15 protein-coding genes, 2 tRNA genes and 1 pseudogene are annotated in these 16,296 nt (G+C 70.7%); 13 read left to right on the top strand and 5 right to left on the bottom strand.

The window, feature by feature from the left end; genetic code table 11:
- Positions 1–141 precede the first annotated feature (141 nt).
- The 3 genes and pseudogenes from J7E87_RS28920 to J7E87_RS35545 all read left to right on the top strand — a co-directional run.
- Positions 142–510, top strand: a complete 369-nt coding sequence (locus J7E87_RS28920; RefSeq protein WP_215097522.1) for an MmcQ/YjbR family DNA-binding protein — start codon at positions 142–144, stop codon at positions 508–510.
- 469 nt (positions 511–979) lie between these two features.
- Positions 980–1,053: transfer RNA gene (locus tag J7E87_RS28915), tRNA-Pro, on the top strand.
- 494 nt (positions 1,054–1,547) lie between these two features.
- A pseudogene (locus tag J7E87_RS35545) lies at positions 1,548–1,763 on the top strand (hypothetical protein); the annotation flags it as partial.
- 46 nt (positions 1,764–1,809) lie between these two features.
- Here J7E87_RS35545 and J7E87_RS28905 read toward each other — a convergent pair.
- Positions 1,810–2,886, bottom strand: coding sequence for a mechanosensitive ion channel family protein (locus J7E87_RS28905; RefSeq protein ID WP_215097520.1), 1,077 nt, complete (start codon positions 2,884–2,886; stop codon positions 1,810–1,812).
- 272 nt (positions 2,887–3,158) lie between these two features.
- On the opposite strand from J7E87_RS28905, the gene J7E87_RS28900 reads away from it, so the two are divergent.
- The 6 genes from J7E87_RS28900 (at position 3,159) to J7E87_RS28875 (ending at position 9,302) form a co-directional block, all read left to right on the top strand.
- Complete coding sequence (locus J7E87_RS28900; protein WP_215097518.1) at positions 3,159–4,382, top strand: cytochrome P450; 1,224 nt, start codon at positions 3,159–3,161, stop codon at positions 4,380–4,382.
- A gap of 69 nt (positions 4,383–4,451) precedes the next feature.
- Positions 4,452–5,633, top strand: coding sequence for an FAD-binding oxidoreductase (locus J7E87_RS28895; protein ID WP_215097517.1), 1,182 nt, complete (start codon positions 4,452–4,454; stop codon positions 5,631–5,633).
- Positions 5,633–5,992 carry a (2Fe-2S)-binding protein gene (locus J7E87_RS28890; protein WP_308313114.1) on the top strand — a complete coding sequence of 120 codons (360 nt, stop codon included), beginning with the start codon at positions 5,633–5,635 and terminating at the stop codon, positions 5,990–5,992. The genes J7E87_RS28895 and J7E87_RS28890 overlap by 1 nt, the downstream gene beginning before the upstream one ends.
- On the top strand, positions 5,976–7,373 hold the full coding sequence (locus J7E87_RS28885) for an NAD(P)/FAD-dependent oxidoreductase (protein ID WP_215097515.1): 1,398 nt from the start codon (positions 5,976–5,978) through the stop codon (positions 7,371–7,373). The genes J7E87_RS28890 and J7E87_RS28885 overlap by 17 nt, the downstream gene beginning before the upstream one ends.
- The gene (locus J7E87_RS28880) at positions 7,370–8,263 is read left to right on the top strand and encodes a dihydrodipicolinate synthase family protein (RefSeq protein WP_215097513.1); all 894 of its coding nucleotides are present in this window, start codon (positions 7,370–7,372) and stop codon (positions 8,261–8,263) included. The genes J7E87_RS28885 and J7E87_RS28880 overlap by 4 nt, the downstream gene beginning before the upstream one ends.
- Positions 8,264–8,300: 37 nt before the next feature.
- The gene (locus J7E87_RS28875) at positions 8,301–9,302 is read left to right on the top strand and encodes a proline racemase family protein (protein WP_215097512.1); all 1,002 of its coding nucleotides are present in this window, start codon (positions 8,301–8,303) and stop codon (positions 9,300–9,302) included.
- A 37-nt stretch (positions 9,303–9,339) separates the two neighbouring features.
- On the opposite strand, the gene cobF is transcribed toward J7E87_RS28875, so the two are convergent.
- The gene (gene cobF / locus J7E87_RS28870) at positions 9,340–10,095 is read right to left on the bottom strand and encodes a precorrin-6A synthase (deacetylating) (RefSeq protein WP_215097511.1); all 756 of its coding nucleotides are present in this window, start codon (positions 10,093–10,095) and stop codon (positions 9,340–9,342) included.
- 72 nt (positions 10,096–10,167) lie between these two features.
- Here cobF and J7E87_RS28865 point away from each other — a divergent pair, with 72 nt between their 5' ends.
- Genes J7E87_RS28865 through J7E87_RS28855 form a run of 3 tightly spaced genes read left to right on the top strand, consistent with a single transcriptional unit; the run spans position 10,168 to position 12,931 of the window.
- Positions 10,168–10,878: a (Fe-S)-binding protein gene (locus J7E87_RS28865; RefSeq protein WP_215097510.1), complete on the top strand. Its 711-nt coding sequence runs from the start codon at positions 10,168–10,170 to the stop codon at positions 10,876–10,878.
- Positions 10,875–12,293 (top strand): LutB/LldF family L-lactate oxidation iron-sulfur protein, encoded by a 1,419-nt coding sequence (locus J7E87_RS28860; protein ID WP_215097508.1) that lies wholly within the window; start codon positions 10,875–10,877, stop codon positions 12,291–12,293. Before J7E87_RS28865 ends, J7E87_RS28860 begins: the two co-directional genes overlap by 4 nt.
- Positions 12,290–12,931: an LUD domain-containing protein gene (locus tag J7E87_RS28855; RefSeq protein ID WP_215097507.1), complete on the top strand. Its 642-nt coding sequence runs from the start codon at positions 12,290–12,292 to the stop codon at positions 12,929–12,931. The genes J7E87_RS28860 and J7E87_RS28855 overlap by 4 nt, the downstream gene beginning before the upstream one ends.
- On the opposite strand, the gene J7E87_RS28850 is transcribed toward J7E87_RS28855, so the two are convergent.
- Positions 12,920–13,408 (bottom strand): DUF309 domain-containing protein, encoded by a 489-nt coding sequence (locus tag J7E87_RS28850; RefSeq protein WP_215097506.1) that lies wholly within the window; start codon positions 13,406–13,408, stop codon positions 12,920–12,922. The genes J7E87_RS28855 and J7E87_RS28850 overlap by 12 nt on opposite strands.
- A gap of 215 nt (positions 13,409–13,623) precedes the next feature.
- Between J7E87_RS28850 and J7E87_RS28845 the strand changes: the two genes are divergently transcribed.
- Positions 13,624–13,700: transfer RNA gene (locus J7E87_RS28845), tRNA-Pro, on the top strand.
- Between the two features lie 82 nt (positions 13,701–13,782).
- Here J7E87_RS28845 and J7E87_RS28840 read toward each other — a convergent pair.
- Positions 13,783–14,637, bottom strand: coding sequence for a DUF427 domain-containing protein (locus tag J7E87_RS28840; protein ID WP_215097504.1), 855 nt, complete (start codon positions 14,635–14,637; stop codon positions 13,783–13,785).
- Positions 14,638–14,700: 63 nt separating this feature from the next.
- Positions 14,701–16,296: helix-turn-helix transcriptional regulator (locus J7E87_RS28835; protein WP_215097502.1), on the bottom strand; the 1,596-nt coding region annotated here is incomplete at its 5' end.

The raw sequence follows: 16,296 nt of genomic DNA, 5'->3' as shown, positions 1-16,296 counted from the left end.
TCGGGTGATTAGAATTAGAAAGCGCTTTCTGAATGCGTTGCACAGCGTAGGTTCCCGCCTTACAGGGGGTCAATGGGTCGGAAGAAGCCCTGTGTTGCAAGGGCAGGGGTGAGTGTCAGTGCCGCGTCGTACGGTCTTCCCATGGCCACTGCCGACGACGTACGCAGACTTGCGCTCTCGCTTCCCGGCGCGATGGAGAAGCTCGCCTGGGGCATGCCCACGTTTCGCCTGGAGGGCGGGGGCAAGGTCTTCGCCTCGCTCGATGACGACGACAAGGTGATGGGCGTGAAGTGCCCGAAGGAGGACCGGGAGGAGCTGATCGCCTGCGAGCCGGAGAAGTTCTTCATCCGCGTGGGGCACGACGAAAACTACGCCTGGCTGCGGGTGCGGCTGGCGGCGCTGGACGACGACGAGGAGCTGTACACGATCCTGCTCGACTCCTGGCGTCAGGCGGCCCCGCGCAAGCTGCTGGACGCGCATCCGGAGCTGGGCCGCCCGCCTGTGGCTTGAGCCGGCGGCCGGGGCGCGGGGTTCCGGTGTCCCCGGTGCGAGCCTGTCCTGAATCGCCGGACGGCTAGAAGATCAGGGTGCGTCCGGCGAGGGCAGGCGAGCCTGCACCCGGGCGGCCCGGACTGGGCGGTCGGCCTAGCGTGGCGGACCTGGGGCGACGGGGAAGCCGGCGGGGTGTGCATGATCGGCCGCGTCCCGGTGAGCGCGATGCCGCCGCTCGCGTCGAGCCTCTGCCGCTCCCGGCTCCCCGCATGATCACCCGCTCCGGGCGCCTTGGGCCCGCAGCCCAGAGCGGTGCCGACGGCGGCGGCCGCCCGTGCCCGAGCGACCGGCTGTCGATCTCGCGGGGCACCAGAGCCCGGTCGGGGTGGTGGGCCGAGGGGGGATAAGCGGTTCGTGACCACCGGTCGAAGTGCGGTATTGTTCTCATGCGCGTTCGTCCAGGGGAAACCCCAGGTCAGACGGGCACCGGGACGTGGCGCAGCTTGGTAGCGCACTTGACTGGGGGTCAAGGGGTCGCAGGTTCAAATCCTGTCGTCCCGACGGTGCTTTTCGCAGATCAGAGGCCGTTTCCGATCATCGGGAGCGGCCTTTGTCGTGCCCTGTGGCCGCGGGGGTGGATCCGGGTCGGCCGGCCGCGGAGCCGGTTGCTGATTCAGCGGATGGCCGCCGGTGAGCTCACGGGCTTCGGGGCGGGATCCTCACTCAGCCGGCTGATGTCGATGCCTGAGGCGGCCATCGGCCCTGGCCTGGGGGGTGCCACCTGAGCGTGGTCAGTGGTGTTCGGCTCCGTCGGTTACCGAAGGCTGAGCCGGATTACGCGTGGCGGTGAGGCCCTGCGGACCTCGACTGCCTGGCGTATGGAGACTTCCGGCGGAGTGGTCAGCCGTACCGTCCCGATCCGGTCGAGCAGTCGACGGGTCGGGCATTGCGGGTCCGGCGGCTCTCCACCTGTGGCGGAAGTGCTGACTTGGCACCCCCGCCTTAACCTACGGTAGTTACCTACGGTCTAGTTATCACTAATGGTGACCATCAAGGTGGCCATCGGCGCCCACCCGGTGGGCCGGGCGCTCGAACGGCAGCTTCAGCCCGTGGCCGACGACGTTGTCGGCCACATCATCGAGGACTGCGGCCACATCATTCCGCTGCACCGCCCCGAAGCGCTGCTCAGCGGTCTTGTTCCCGGCGGGCCGATGGTCCGCAGACTGCCTGCATCACGGAGCGGGCCCGGCCGCGCTTGGTTACGGCGGTGACGGCACCGTCAGTGACGGTGCCGTCCTCCTGGGGCGGCGATTCCGCTTACGCCACCGGCGTCGACGCTCCACGCTGGTGCGGTATCGCGATCTCGCCGGACTGCTGCAACGCCACGGTCCGCGCAGGGGAGGGAATCCTGATGCCCTCCGCCTGGTACCGCCGATGCAGGCGTTTGATGAACTCGTGCTTGATCCGGTACTGGTCGCTGAACTCGGCGACCCCAAGGATCACCGTGAAGCTGATCCTGGAGTCCCCGAACGTGTGGAAGCGGACGGCCGCTTCATGGTCGGGGACACCACCGGTGATGTCGGTCATCACGCTTTCGACGACCTCGGTGGTGACCCGCTCGACGTGCTCGAGGTCACTGTCGTAGCCGACTCCCACCTGAACCAGAATCGACTGCTGCTGTTCCGGCCGGGCGAAGTTGGTCATGTTGGTGCCGGCCAGTTCGGCGTTGGGGATGATCACCAGGTTGTTGGAGAGCGATCGCACCACGGTGTTCCGCCAGTTGATGTCGACGACGTAGCCCTCCTCGCCGCTGCTGAGCCGGATGTAGTCACCGGGCTGCACGGTCTTCGAGGCGAGGATGTGCACGCCCGCGAAGAGGTTGGCGAGGGTGTCCTGCATTGCCAGCGCGACCGCGAGACCGCCCACACCCAGTGCGGTGAGCAGAGGGGCGATGGAAATGCCCAGTGTCTGCAATACGACGAGGAAGCCCATCGCCAGCACCAGGACGCGCGTGATGTTGACGAATATGGTGGCCGATCCGGCCACGCCGGACCTGGACTGCGCGAGGGACTTCACCAGACCGGTGATCACCCGGGCCGCGGTGACCGTGACGACCAGGATGAGCAGCACGGTCAACGTCCGGTTGACGTTGTGGCCAACTCTCTCCGTCAGCGGAAGTGCCGCGGCCGCCGCCGCCAGGCCGGCGGATACCGTCGCCCAGGGGACTACGGACCGCAGCGCGTCAACGATGACGTCGTCCCCGCTCCAACGCGTCCTGAGCGCATGCTTTCCCAGCCACCGCAGGGCCACTCGCAGCAACAGGCCGGCCACGATGCCGGCGGCCAGCGCCGCTCCGGCGACGATCAAGTCATGCAGCGTGAGTGCCCGGTTCACCGGCCGACTCCTGCTGCACGGGGGAGCGGTCCTGCCGCCGGCCGGATGTGATGTGTCGTCACCATGCCACCTGCTTGTCTCTAGGGTGTGCGAACACGCGGGGACGTACGCGGACGACCCGACGCGATCTGCCATCCTGCCGCACGCGGTTATGAACGCAGTGCAGCGGTTGGCCAGGAGGCGGCCCCTTCCCGGCGCGCCGGGGCTGGGGCACGATGGCCGGACATACCGCGAGACCACCGTGCAGAATCCTTCCGACCTGGAGGCGCCGCGTGGCCGGCAAAGATCACGCCAGGCTCGACGAGTTGCAGCGCGATCCCTATCCGCTCTACGCGCGGGCGCGTAGGTCCGAAGGCCTCATCTTCGTCCCCGAACTCGACGCCTGGCTTGTCGCCAGGGACGCGGACGTACGGGAAGTCCTGCGGCGGCCCGAGGAGTTCTCGTCCGTACGCGCCCTGCTCCCCGATGTCATGCCCTCGCCCGCCGCCCTTGAGGTGCTGGCCAAGGGGTACGGCAAGCGGCCCACCGTCGTCTCCACCGACGGCCCGGCCCATCAGCGTCACCGGGCCCCGCTCAACCGCGGTCTGTCCGCCGGACGGATCGCCGCGCTGGTCCCCTTTGCCGCCGAGCGTGCCGAGGCGCTCGTGGAGGGCTTCGCGGCGGACGGCGGCGTCGAGCTGATGGCGGCGTACGCGAAGAAGCTGCCCGGCCAGGTGATAGGGCGGTTGATCGGGCTCGATCCCGCGGACGTTCCGGTGGCGGTGCACGGCGGCTACCGAGCCGAACAGCTGCTGTTCCGGCCGCTCGCCCCGGACGCGCAGGTTCACGCGGCCGAGGATGTCGTCGCACTGCAGCGACTGCTCGACACGTACGTACGAGAGCGCCGGGAGAGCCACCGTGACGACCTCTGTTCGGGAATGGTCGCCGCGCTCGCGCCCGGCGACGGCGAACTCACCCTGGACCAGCGCCATGAGCTCGTGTCGAACCTCCAGAACTTCCTGATCGCCGGGCATCTCACCACCACCGCTCTCATCGGCACGACGATGCTCCATCTGCTGAGTGACCGGCGGCAGTGGGAACTCATATGCGCCGACCCGGAGTTGATACCGGCCGCCGTGGAGGAAGCCGCCCGGTTCGACACCGCGGTCCAGGGTTTCCGGCGGACCACCACCCGGCCCGTCACGATCTCGGGGACCGAACTCCCCGCTGGAGCAACCGTGTTCGTGGCGTACGGATCGGCCAATCGCGACGAGGGCCGCTACGACCGGCCTGAGGTTTTCGACATCACCAGGCCGCTCTCCCGGCAGCATGTGGCCTTCGGTCACGGGGCACACGGCTGTCCAGGCTCGCAGCTCGCGCGCGAGCAACTCCGACTGACCATTGAGCTGTTCGCCGACAGGCTGCCAGGCCTGCGGCTGGACGAGGGCAAGGCGCCGGTCGTGATGCGGCCCACCTTGATTCACCGCTCGCCCGAAGCGCTCCATCTCCTCTGGTGAGTTGATCCATTCAGGACAGAAGCTGTCGGCAGTCTGGCCCCCAGCTATGACATGTGACATGGTACTGGCGTGAGCACTCGTCTGACCTGCGATGTTGTGATCGTCGGAGCCGGAATGGTCGGCGCCGCATGCGCCTTGTACGCGAGCCGTGCAGGACTGCGCACCGTACTGGTGGAGCGCGGGCCGGTCGCCGGCGGCACCACCGGAGCCGGTGAGGGCAATCTGCTGGTCTCCGACAAGGAGCCGGGACCGGAGCTCCAACTCGCGCTGCTATCGCTGAGGTTGTGGCGCGAACTCGCCGCCGAGCCGGGCGGCTTCGGCGCGGCCGTCGAGTACCGGGCCAAGGGCGGCCTGGTCGTCGCCGCCCATCCCTCCGATCTCGACGCGCTGTCAGCGTTCGCCGGCAAACAGCGGTCGGCCGGAGTCGAAACAGGCCTCCTAGCCGCCAGTCAACTGGCCGATCTGGAACCGCATCTGGCTCCCGGGCTCGCGGGCGGCGTCCACTATCCCGAGGACAGTCAGGTCATGCCGGCCCTGGCCGCCGCACACTGCGTACGCCAGGCCCGCCGGTACGGAACCGAACTGCGGACAGGCACGGCCGTCACCTCGATACTGCGTGACCCAGGCGGACGCGTACGCGGCGTACGCACCGACAAGGGCGACATCCACGCGCCCGCCGTGGTCAACGCCGCAGGCGTCCGAGGCGGCGACCTCGCGGCGCTGGCAGGTGTCCGGCTGCCCGTACGGCCCCGGCGCGGCTTCGTCCTCGTCACCGAACCGCTGCCGCCACGCGTCGTCCGCCACAAGGTGTACGCGGCGGACTATGTCGCGGACGTGGCCAGCGACTCGGCCGCGCTCCAGACCTCGCCCGTGGTGGAAGCGACCGACGCCGGACCGGTGCTCATCGGCGCCAGCCGCGAACGCGTCGGCTTCGACCGGACCTTCTCGCTGTCCGTGACGCAGGTGCTCGCCGAGCGGGCGATCGCACTCTTCCCGGTCCTCGGGCGGGTCAGCGCCATCCGCGCGTATCTGGGCTTCCGCCCCTATCTGCCCGATCACCTCCCGGCCATCGGCCCCGATCCGCGCGCGCCCGGGCTGTTTCACGCCTGCGGCCACGAAGGCGCGGGCATCGGACTGGCCACCGGCACGGGGCAGTTGATCGCCCAGGCGCTGACGGGCGCAACCCCCGACCTCGACCTTGCGCCGTTCCGCCCCGACCGCTTCCCCGCATCCGAGGAGGGCGCGAGGTGATCCGCCGCAATCCACAGGACCGGCCGCCGAATCTGCCACTGGACCGAGCACAGGACCGGCCACTCGATCTCGTACGGGCCAGGCCGGGGCCGTCCTTCACCGTCACCGTCGACGGCCGGCCGGTCGACGCGCTTGAAGGGCAGAGTGTCGCGGCAGTGCTCTGGTCCGCCGGGACGGTCGCCTGGCGGGTCACGCGCGACGGGCGCCCGCGCGGCGCGTTCTGCGGGATCGGCGTCTGCTTCGACTGCCTGATAACCGTCAACGACCGTCCCAACAGACGCGCCTGCCTCGTCGCCGCGGCCTCGGGCGACGTCATCCGTACGCAACGGGGAGAGGGACACGATGACCTCGCCCACTAACCGTCTCGCCGTCGTCGGCGCCGGGCCCGCCGGGCTCGCGGCGGCGCTGACCGCGGCCCACCACAACATCGCCGTCACGCTCATCGACTCGGCCCCGCAGCCCGGCGGCCAGTTCTACCGGCAGCCCGCAGCCGCTCTCGGCGCGCGTCGCCCCCAAGCCCTGCACCACGCATGGCGCACCTGGGCGAGGCTCCGCGACCGCCTCGACGCGCATGTCGCGGCAGGCCGTATCCGCCATCTGCCGGGCCGTCATGTGTGGTTCGTGGAACTCCTGGACCGGGGATTCATCCTCCGTACGCTCACCGCCGACGACGAGCCGGAGGTGTTCGCCGCCGATGCCGTTCTGCTCGCCACCGGCGCGTACGAGAAGGTGCTTCCGTTTCCCGGCTGGACCCTGCCCGGCGTTGTCACCGCCGGAGGCGCTCAGGCCATGCTCAAGGGCGGCCTCGTACTGCCCGGCCGAATGGCCGTCGTCGCCGGAAGCGGGCCGCTGCTGCTGCCCGTCGCCACCGGCCTCGCGGCCGCCGGGGCGCGGCTGGCCGCCCTGATCGAGGCCGCCGACCCTCGCGCGTACGGGCGGCATGCCCGCACCCTCGCCGCCCACCCGGGCAAGCTCGCCGAAGCCGCGGGATACGCCGGACGGCTGCTGCGCCACCGCGTGCCCGTGCTCACCCGGCACACCGTCGTCGCCGCCCACGGCACCGACAGGGTGGAGGCGGTCACCGTCGCCGCACTCGACGCGGACGGCCGCGCGCGGCCCAAAACCGAGCGGCGCATCGCCTGCGACACCCTCGCTGTCGGCCACGGCCTGCTGCCCCACACCGATCTCGCCGGGGCGCTGGGCTGCCGTACCGACCCTGCGCGAGTCGTCGTCGACGCCCAGCAGCGCACCGATGTGCCCGGGGTGTGGGCCGCGGGCGAGGCCGCCGGCGTCGGGGGAGCGGCACTCGCGCTCGCCGAGGGCGAGATCGCCGGACGATCGGTCGTGGCACACCTCACCGGCGAGCGGCCGCGCATCAGAAGTACGGCGGCCACCTCCCGTACGGCACTGCGGAAGTTCGCGGCCGCGCTCGACGCCGTGCACACCCCGCCCGCCCACTGGGCCGAGCAGGTCGCCGACGACACTCTCGTCTGCCGCTGCGAGGACGTGACCGCGGGTGCCGTTCGCCATGCCGTCACCGAACTCGGCGCCGCCGATCTGCGCACCGTGAAGCTGCTCACCCGCGCCGGCATGGGCTGGTGCCAGGGCCGCGTCTGCGGCCCCGGCGTCGCGGGTGTCGCAGGCTGCCCGCCCGAAACGGTACGCCGCCCCTTCGCGCGGCCCGTCCCGCTCTCCGTACTCGCCCGCACACCCAGTCCCACGGAAGGCAGGCAGGAATGAAGCTCCCCCGAAAGCCCTGGCACGGAGTCATGGTCGCCACCCCACTCCCGTTCCGCGCAGACCTGAGCATCGACCTCGACGCGTACGCCGCGCACTGCGCCTGGCTCGTCGGGCAGGGCTGCGACGGGGTCGTGCCCAACGGCTCGCTCGGCGAGTACCAGGTCCTCACCGCCGATGAGCGCGCCCAGGTCGTCGAGACCGCCGTGGCCGCGGTGGGCGGCGACCGGGTGATGCCCGGAGTCTCGGCGTACGGATCGGCGGAGGCCCGCCGCTGGGCCGAGCACGCCCGCGAGAGTGGCTGCGCAAGCGTGATGCTGCTGCCGCCCAACGCGTACCGGGCCGACGAGCGTGCCGTACGCGCCCACTTCGCCGAGGTCGCCCAGGAGGGCCTGCCGGTCGTCGCGTACAACAACCCGCACGACACCAAGGTCGACCTCACACCCGAACTCATTGCCGCGCTCCACGCGGATGGCCACATCCAGGCCGTCAAGGAGTTCAGCGGCGATGTGCGCAGGGCCTACAGCATCGCCGAACTCGCCCCCGGACTCGACCTGCTGGCCGGAGCCGACGACGTACTGCTGGAACTCGCCGTCGCCGGGGCCAAGGGCTGGGTGGCCGGCTATCCCAACGCCCTGCCCGCCGCCGGCGTCGAGCTCTACCGCGCCGCCGTCGGCGGCGACCTGATCCGTGCCCGGCAGCTCTACCGTGAGCTGCATCCGCTGCTGCGCTGGGACTCCCGCCCCGAGTTCGTCCAGGCGATCAAGCTCTCCATGGACCTCGCCGGCCGGCACGGCGGTCCGTGCCGACCGCCCCGCGGCCCGCTCCTGCCGGAGCAGGAGGCCACCGTGCGCGCCGCCACCGGAAAGGCACTCGCCGAAGGCCTCAACTGACCGCGCCGATCGCGCCCACTGAAGGGACAAGCGAGACATGCGCACCACACGCGTCCTGCATGCCGTCGACTCGCACACCGAGGGCATGGCGACCCGCGTCATCACCGGCGGCGTCGGCACCGTGCCCGGCGCCACCATGGCCGAACGCCGCAGCCACTTCATGCTCCACCTCGATGAGCTGCGCACCTTCCTGATGTACGAGCCGCGGGGCCACGCGGCGATGAGCGGCGCGATCCTCCAGCCGCCCACCCGCCCCGACGCGGACTACGGCGTGCTGTTCATCGAGGTCTCCGGCTGTCTGCCGATGTGCGGACACGGCACCATCGGGGTGGCGACCGTCCTCGTGGAGACCGGCATGGTGCCGGTCGTCGAGCCCGTCACCACCATCCGGCTCGACACCCCCGCGGGCCTGGTGACCGCCGAAGTCGCCGTGGAGAATGGCGCGGCCACCGCCGTGACCCTGCGCAATGTGCCCTCGTTCTCCGTCGCCCTCGACCGCAAGGCGGTCCTGCCCGACGGCCGGACCGTCACCTACGACCTCGCCTACGGCGGCAACTTCTACGCCATCGTGCCGCTCGCCGAGTTCGACCTGCCCTTCGACCGCACGCACAAGGACGAGATACTCGCCGCGGGACTCTCCCTCATGACGGCCGTCAACGACGGCGGGGCGCCGGTGCACCCCGAGGACCCGGCCATCACCGGCTGCCACCATGTGCAGCTGCTCGCCCCCGGATCGACCGCCGAGCGTTCGCGGCACGCGATGGCCATCCACCCCGGCTGGTTCGACCGTTCCCCCTGCGGTACCGGAACCTCCGCGCGGATGGCGCAGCTGCACGCCCGTGGCGAACTCCCGCTCCACCAGGACTTCGTCAACGAGTCCTTCATCGGCACCGCTTTCACCGGCCGCCTCACCGGAGCGGCCGAAGTCGGCGGGCGCCCCGCCGTGCTGCCGACCGTCACCGGCCGGGCCTGGATCACCGGGACCGCGCAGTACCTGCTCGACCCCACCGATCCCTTTCCCGCAGGATTCCTTCTGTGAGAAGCCGTGAGGCCCTCAGGCCGTGAAGTCTCAGGCCTCAGTCCCGCCGCAGCAGATAGGTGTCCATGATCCAGCCCTTGCGGGCGCGCGCCTGCGCACGCAGTTCCTCGATGCGGTCGGACACCTCCGAAAGCCTCCCCGACACCAGGATCTCGTCCTCGGTGCCCACATAGGCTCCCCAATAGATGAACAGATCCTGGTCGAGATGCCTGGTGAAGGCCTGGCGCGCGTCGAGCATCACGACCACGTCGTCCACGCCCTGTGGCCACCCGTCGGCGAGCCGCCGGCCCGTGGTGATCTGAACCGGGCGGCCCACCCTGTTCAGGCCGGTGCGGTGCTTGGCCAGCAGCGCGGAGACGCTGCTGATGCCGGGCACCACCTCATGGCTGAAGGCGACCGTGCCCCGTTCGAGGATCTCCTCAAGAATGCCCAGGGTGGAGTCGTACAGTGCGGGATCGCCCCACACCAGGAATGCCCCGCACTCGTCATCGCCCAGCTCCTCGGCGATGAACCGCTCGTACAGATCGGCCCGGCGGTGGCGCCAGTCGTCGACCGCGGGGGAGTAGTCCGATGTTTTCCGGTCCCGCTCCGGATCGCCCGCCACGACCAGGCGGTACGAAGGGTCCTCGACGTGTGCGTCGAGGATGTCCCGGCGCAGCTGCGTCAGATCCGCCTTCTCCTCGCCCTTGTCGAGGATGAAGAACGCATCCGCCTTGTTCAGCGCCTTGACCGCTTGCAGGGTCAGCTGGTCGGGGTCGCCCGCCCCGATGCCGATCACATAGATCCTTCTCACGCTGACGAGTCTGCCGTACCCGGCTGAGCGCGGGAGCTACCGGGGCCGCCGGTAGCGGCATATCCTCCGACCATGCGTGTCGCTCTATTCGTCACCTGCGTCAACGACGCGTTGTATCCGGCCACCGGAATCGCGACCGTGAGACTCCTGGAGCGGCTCGGGGTGGTGGTGGACTTTCCCGCCGCGCAGACCTGTTGCGGACAGCCTCAGTTCAACACCGGCTACCGGCGTGAGACCGTGCCGCTGGTCCGCCGCACAGCACGGGCCTTCGAGGGATACGAGTATGTCGTGATCCCGTCCGGATCGTGCGCGGCGATGGTGCGCGAGCACTACCCGAAGTTCGGGGAGACGGCGCTCCCGGCCCGTACTTACGAACTCACCGAGTTCCTCGTCGACGTGCTGGGCGTCACCGACGTCGGCGCGTACTTCCCGCACACGGTCACCTACCACCCTTCCTGCCACGGCCTGCGCTCGCTGGGACTGGGGGAGCGGCCGCGCAGGCTCCTGGAGGCGGTGAAGGGGCTGGAGCTGCGCGAACTGCCAGGCGCTGAGGAGTGCTGCGGCTTCGGCGGGACCTTCGCGGTCAAGAACTCCGACGTCTCAGCAGCCATGGGCCAGGACAAGGTCCGAGGCGCCGCCTCCACCGGAGCCGATGTGCTGTGCGGCGCGGACAACTCCTGTCTGATGCACATCGGGGGCATCCTGCGTCGCCAGGACGCTCCGCAGCGCGCCCTGCACATCGCCGACATCCTCGCGAGCACCGAAGAGGAGCCCCTGCTGTGAGCGGTACGTATCTGGGCATGCCGTCCTTCCCGAAGGCCGCCAAGGACGCCGTGCACAATGTGACGCTGCGCGCCAACCTGCGGCACGCCACTCACACCATCCGTGACAAGCGCGCCAAGGCCGTCGCGGAACTCGAGGACTGGGCGCTGCTGCGCGAGGCCGGAAAGCAGATCAAGGACCATACGCTCCGTCATCTCGACCGCTATCTGGAACAGTTGGAGTCGGCGGTCACCGCGGCAGGAGGCACCGTCCACTGGGCGGCCGACGCCGAGGAGGCCAACAGGATCGTCGCTGACCTGGTGAAGGCGACCGGCGAGAGCGAGGTCGTCAAGGTCAAGTCGATGGCCACCCAGGAGATCGGTCTCAACGAAGCCCTTAAGGCCGAGGGCATCTCGGCGTACGAGACCGATCTCGCCGAACTGATCGTGCAGTTGGGCGATGACCGGCCGAGCCACATCCTGGTCCCCGCAATCCACCGCAACCGCGCCGAGATCCGCGACATCTTCGAGCGGAAGATGGGGAGTTGGGGACGGCCGGCACCCGACGGGCTCTCCGATTCCCCTGCCGAACTCGCCGAGGCGGCCCGCCTCCACCTCCGCGAGAAGTTCCTGCGGGCCAAGGTGGGTATCTCCGGCGCCAACTTCATGGTCGCCGAGACCGGAACCCTCGTCGTCTTCGAGTCCGAGGGCAACGGCCGGATGTGCCTGACCCTCCCCGAGACCCTGATCTCCGTCGTCGGCATCGAGAAAGTAGTCCCCGGCTGGCGCGATCTGGAGGTCTTCCTGCAGACGCTGCCGCGCTCCTCGACCGCAGAGCGCATGAACCCGTACACCTCGATGTGGACCGGCACCGCCGACGCCGACGGACCGCGGACCTTCCACCTGGTCCTGCTCGACAACGGCAGGACCGGCACACTGGCCGACGAGGTCGGACGCCAGGCGCTGCGCTGCATCCGCTGTTCCGCCTGCCTCAATGTCTGCCCGGTGTACGAACGGGCCGGCGGGCATGCGTACGGCTCCGTGTACCCCGGCCCGATCGGCGCCATTCTCAGCCCCCAACTGCGCGGCATCCAGAGCGAGATCGACGTCTCCCTGCCGTACGCCTCCTCCCTGTGCGGGGCCTGCTACGAGGTGTGTCCGGTCGCCATCGACATCCCCGAAGTCCTCCTCCACCTCCGCGAGAAGGTCGTCGACCAGGGTGGCAAGGGCCACCGTCTGGAGAAGACCGCGATCAAAGCGGCGGGCTGGATCCTCGACCATCCGGCCGCGCTGGCTGCCGTCGAGAAGACGGCATCCGGGACCCGCGGGCTGCACCCGGGGAGGCCGCCGGGCGCCGGGGCCTGGACCGCCGACCGCGAACTGCCCGAACTTCCCGCCCAATCCTTCCGTGACTGGTGGAAGAAGAACCGCACATGAGCACCGAAACCGGCTCCCGTGACCGCATCCTCGCCCGGATCCGCGCCGCCGTCGCCGACGCGCCCGACGCCCCCGAGGCTGCCCGCGACTATCTGGACAGCCACGCCCCCGACGACCCCGCCGCGATCCTCGACCTGCTGCACGAGAACCTGGCCGACTACCGGGCGAACGTGCACCGCGCGGGCGAGGCCGAACTGCCCGCCCTGGTGGCGCAGTTGCTCGCCGCGCACGGCGCGCGGTCGGTCGCCGTGCCGGACGGCCTGCCCGCCGCCTGGCTCGCCGCCGCCGACGTCGTTCGGCGCACGGACGACGGCCTCCTGACTCCGTACGAACTCGACGCCGTCGACGCCGTGGTGACCGGCTGCGCCCTGGCGATCGCCGAGACGGGCACGATCGTCCTCGACGCGGGTCCGGGGCAGGGGCGCCGGGCGCTCACCCTCGTCCCGGATCTGCACATCTGCGTCGTACGTGCCCCGGACCAGGTCGTTGCGTCCGTACCGCAGGCGATGCCGCGACTGGACCCGACCCGCCCGCTGACCTGGATCTCCGGGCCCTCCGCCACCAGCGACATCGAGCTCGACCGGGTCGAGGGCGTGCACGGCCCCCGAACCCTCGAGGTCGTGCTGCTACGGGACTGAGGTCAGCCGGGGCGCCTCGGCGCCCGCGTCCACCTCAGTGTCCAGAGGGCCTTCGAGCCGGGCCGCGAGCTCCCGTGCCCAGGCCGTCAGACCGGCCACATCGATGGCGTACGGATCCGGGTAACCCGAGATCCGGTGCGCGCCCCGGAGCAGCAGCCGCGCGCCGCCCGCCCTGTTGCCGCGGGCGGCGTGCGTGAGTCCCACCGCCAGCTGCGCGAGGCCGCGCCACAGCTCACGCTCCGCCGCGGGCCCGGACTTCCACGCGTCCTCGAAGACCTCGTGGGCATGGAAGGGCATGCCCGCGTCGAGCAGTCGCTGGGCCTCGGCCAGCGTCTGGCCCGGGGCCCGCAGCACGCCCTCGGGCTGTCGCTCCACTCCCGGCTCTCCGTACGGAAGGGGCCGTCCCAGCCCGTCTCGAGGGCGTGCGCTGCGTGCGCGCCCTTCGGCGTCGCGGTCCCTGCCTGATGCGTTGTCCACGTCTCGATTGTCCCCCGGGCCGCCGCGGACGGCCCGAACGGCTCCGCGGGACTACTCGAGGGCGGCCAACAGACGGGCGCGGCGCGGTGCGGTCGGCGAAGCTGCCATCGACGATGACATGAGGGCATGACCGCAGGCCGGACGTCCGGCGGCCGTGGCCAGTGGGGTAATGTTCTCTTGCGCCCTCGATGGGGAAACCCGGAGGCACGGCGCATCGGGACGTGGCGCAGCTTGGTAGCGCACTTGACTGGGGGTCAAGGGGTCGCAGGTTCAAATCCTGTCGTCCCGACCAGCGTTTACGCAGGTCGGAGGCCGTATCGGAAAGCATCCGATACGGCCTCGCCCGTTTCTCGGGGCCAGTTGGCCGCGCCGCCTCACTTGAACAGCTCGCTGAATGGGGAGACCGGGCGCTCCAGCCGCTCGCCGTCGACGACGATGTCGACCGCTTCGTTGTAGAAGGCGATCAGGTCCTTGATCTCGCGCACGGCGGGAAGCGGATCCGGGTAGCTCCAGGCCAGGTTCGCCGGGGCGTCGCCGGGGCCGGCCCAGGACCAGTACTCCGTCGCCGTGCCCTTGTACGGGCACTGGGTGTGCAGAGCGGCCGGGGTCAGCAGGCCGAGCCTGATGTCCTCGCGAGGGATGTAGTAGCGGATCGGCAGCCGCGTCTCGAAGAGGAGCACCGGGGCACGGGTGTCGGCGACGATCGTGCCGTTGATCTCGACCTGGACGTGCCGGCTGCTGGGGATGGCGTCGACTCGCTTGTGCGGGTCACGCGGGTGTACGAAGATCTCCGCCTCCTCCTCGTACCAGTGGTCCAGGACGTCACGCCCGAACCACTCGAAGGCGATGTAGCCGGCGAGCTCCTCGCCGGGGTAGGTCCACGCCGCGTTCCCGGTCACCTTGCCGCCGATCTCCAGGTCGTAGAAGACCGTCGATCCCGCGTGACGTCCGCTCGCCGGGGGCTTCGCGGCCTTGCGCAGCAGATCCGTGCGGACATCCTGCTCGGGGAAGGCGTAGAGCGGCACGGGACGGCCGGGCTCCCAGACAAGGATCGGCCGCCGGCTGTCGACGACGGACACATCGCCCTTCGTCCCGCGCACCCAACGCTCGCTGGGCTCCCAGGTGATATCGGCCTCGGCCGCGGCAGGCTCGCGGCGGGAGATCCGCACGGCGTCGTGGGGTTGGTTCGCGGGCCGTTTCTCCGGCCGGTTCTCGGACTGCGCACCCATCGTTGGCCTCCGTGTGGTCGTTGCGGACCGGTATGAGACCAATGATCCCCTGGAGCCGGGCTGTCAGCCCGCCGCCGGGCTGTCCGTCGTCCGCGGCGCCGGCCGGTGGCCGGGCCACGCGTTCAGCGCGGTCGCCAGCTGCGCGCGTGAACGGACGTCCAGTTTCTGGTAGATGCGGGTGAGGCGCGCCTCGACCGTCTTCACACTGAGATACAGCTTCGCCGCCGCCTCCTGGTTGCTGGCCCCCTGGCGGACCAGCTGCGCGAGGCGCAGCTCCGCGTCCGTGAGGGCGGAGGGGGCGCCGCCGCCGGCCGGGGTGGGTTCGGTCGTGCGGGACGGCGTCTCCGTCGCCAGTGCCAGCCACGGGAACGCCCCCGCCCGTTCGAAGACCGCGGCCGCGGCCTGCAGAGCGTTCTGCGCGGCCGATCGTCTGCGGCGGCGGCGCTCGACCCGGGCGAGCGCGATCAGCGTCCGGCCGCGATCCAGCGGCAGACCCGCCAGGGCGAAGCGCTCGCCCGTCTCCGTCAGCAGCCGGGTCGCGTCCTCGAGGTTCCCGCTCGCCGCCAGATACAGGGCGTACGCCCGGTCGCAGCCGAGCAGCACCGTGGTGCGGCCGAGACGCTCGGCGACCGGCCGCACGTCGGCGAGCAGGGCCGCGGCCTCCTCCGGGGCGTCGTTCGCCAGCAGCGCCTCGGCCAGCTCCTCGTGCCAGCGCAGCATGGAGGGGTCGACGGTCGACTGGGCGCGTTCGCCGGCCTGCACCCGGCGCAGGGTGTCCACGGCGTTGGCGACATCCCCGGCGACGAGCTGGACCCGGCCGAGTGCGTACAGACTGCGGGAGAGGAAGACATGGTCGCACTCCTCCTCGGAGGCCTGGGCGCTGCGCCGGGCGTAGCTCGCGGCGCGTGCGAAACTGCCGCCCGCGGTCTCGGCGAGAGCCAGCGCGTACCAGGCGGGCCCCGGAGAGAGGCCGGCCTCCAGTGTCAGGGCGAGCGAGCGTCCGGCGTGCGAGAGCGCCGCCGCGCACTGCCCCTGCCTGGCCTCGACCTCCGCGAGCGTACGGAACAGTTCGATGGCGTCCTCGACCGAACCGCGCCGCTCGACCAGCGGCAGCAGGGCGTTCAACTGGTCGCGGGCATCGGTGAGCCGGTCGTCGAACATCGCATGACGGATCGTCAGTATCTGGGCCGCGTTACGGATCCCGAGCGGGCGCTCGAACACTTCGAGGGCCCGCGCCTCGGCGAGGATCCGCTCCGCGTCCGGTGAGCCGAGGACCCGCTCCATGCGCGCCTGTACGGTCAGCGCCCTGGCCGCCGTCTTCCGGTCGCCCACCGAGGCGGCAAGTGCGGCGGATTCGACGGCGGCGGCCTGGGACCGTGCCGGATCGCCGTCGGCCAGCACGTACTTCAGCGCCAGCCGGAGCTGGACGGCAGCCCGCAGGGATGTGTCGTCCTCCGAGTCCTCCATCGCGTGCACATAGATCTCGTCGAGGCCGCTCAGTCCCTGCCCGGCCGTGTCCAGTACCGCGAGCCGCGCGCGGACCCGGTCGGCCGGTGCGGCGTCGCGGGCGAGCAGATCGGTCGCGGCGCGCATCGCCAGGTCCGCGCGGGCGGCGCGGGCGGCCTCCTCGGCGGCGTCGACGAGCCGGGTGAGCCGCCG

It is taken from the genome of Streptomyces sp. ISL-1 (genome assembly GCF_018614585.1).
Classification (GTDB): Bacteria; Actinomycetota; Actinomycetes; order Streptomycetales; family Streptomycetaceae; genus Streptomyces; species Streptomyces maoxianensis.
The sequence above is the reverse complement of the archived record's forward strand: the minus strand, read 5'-3'. Positions and strand labels throughout refer to the sequence as shown.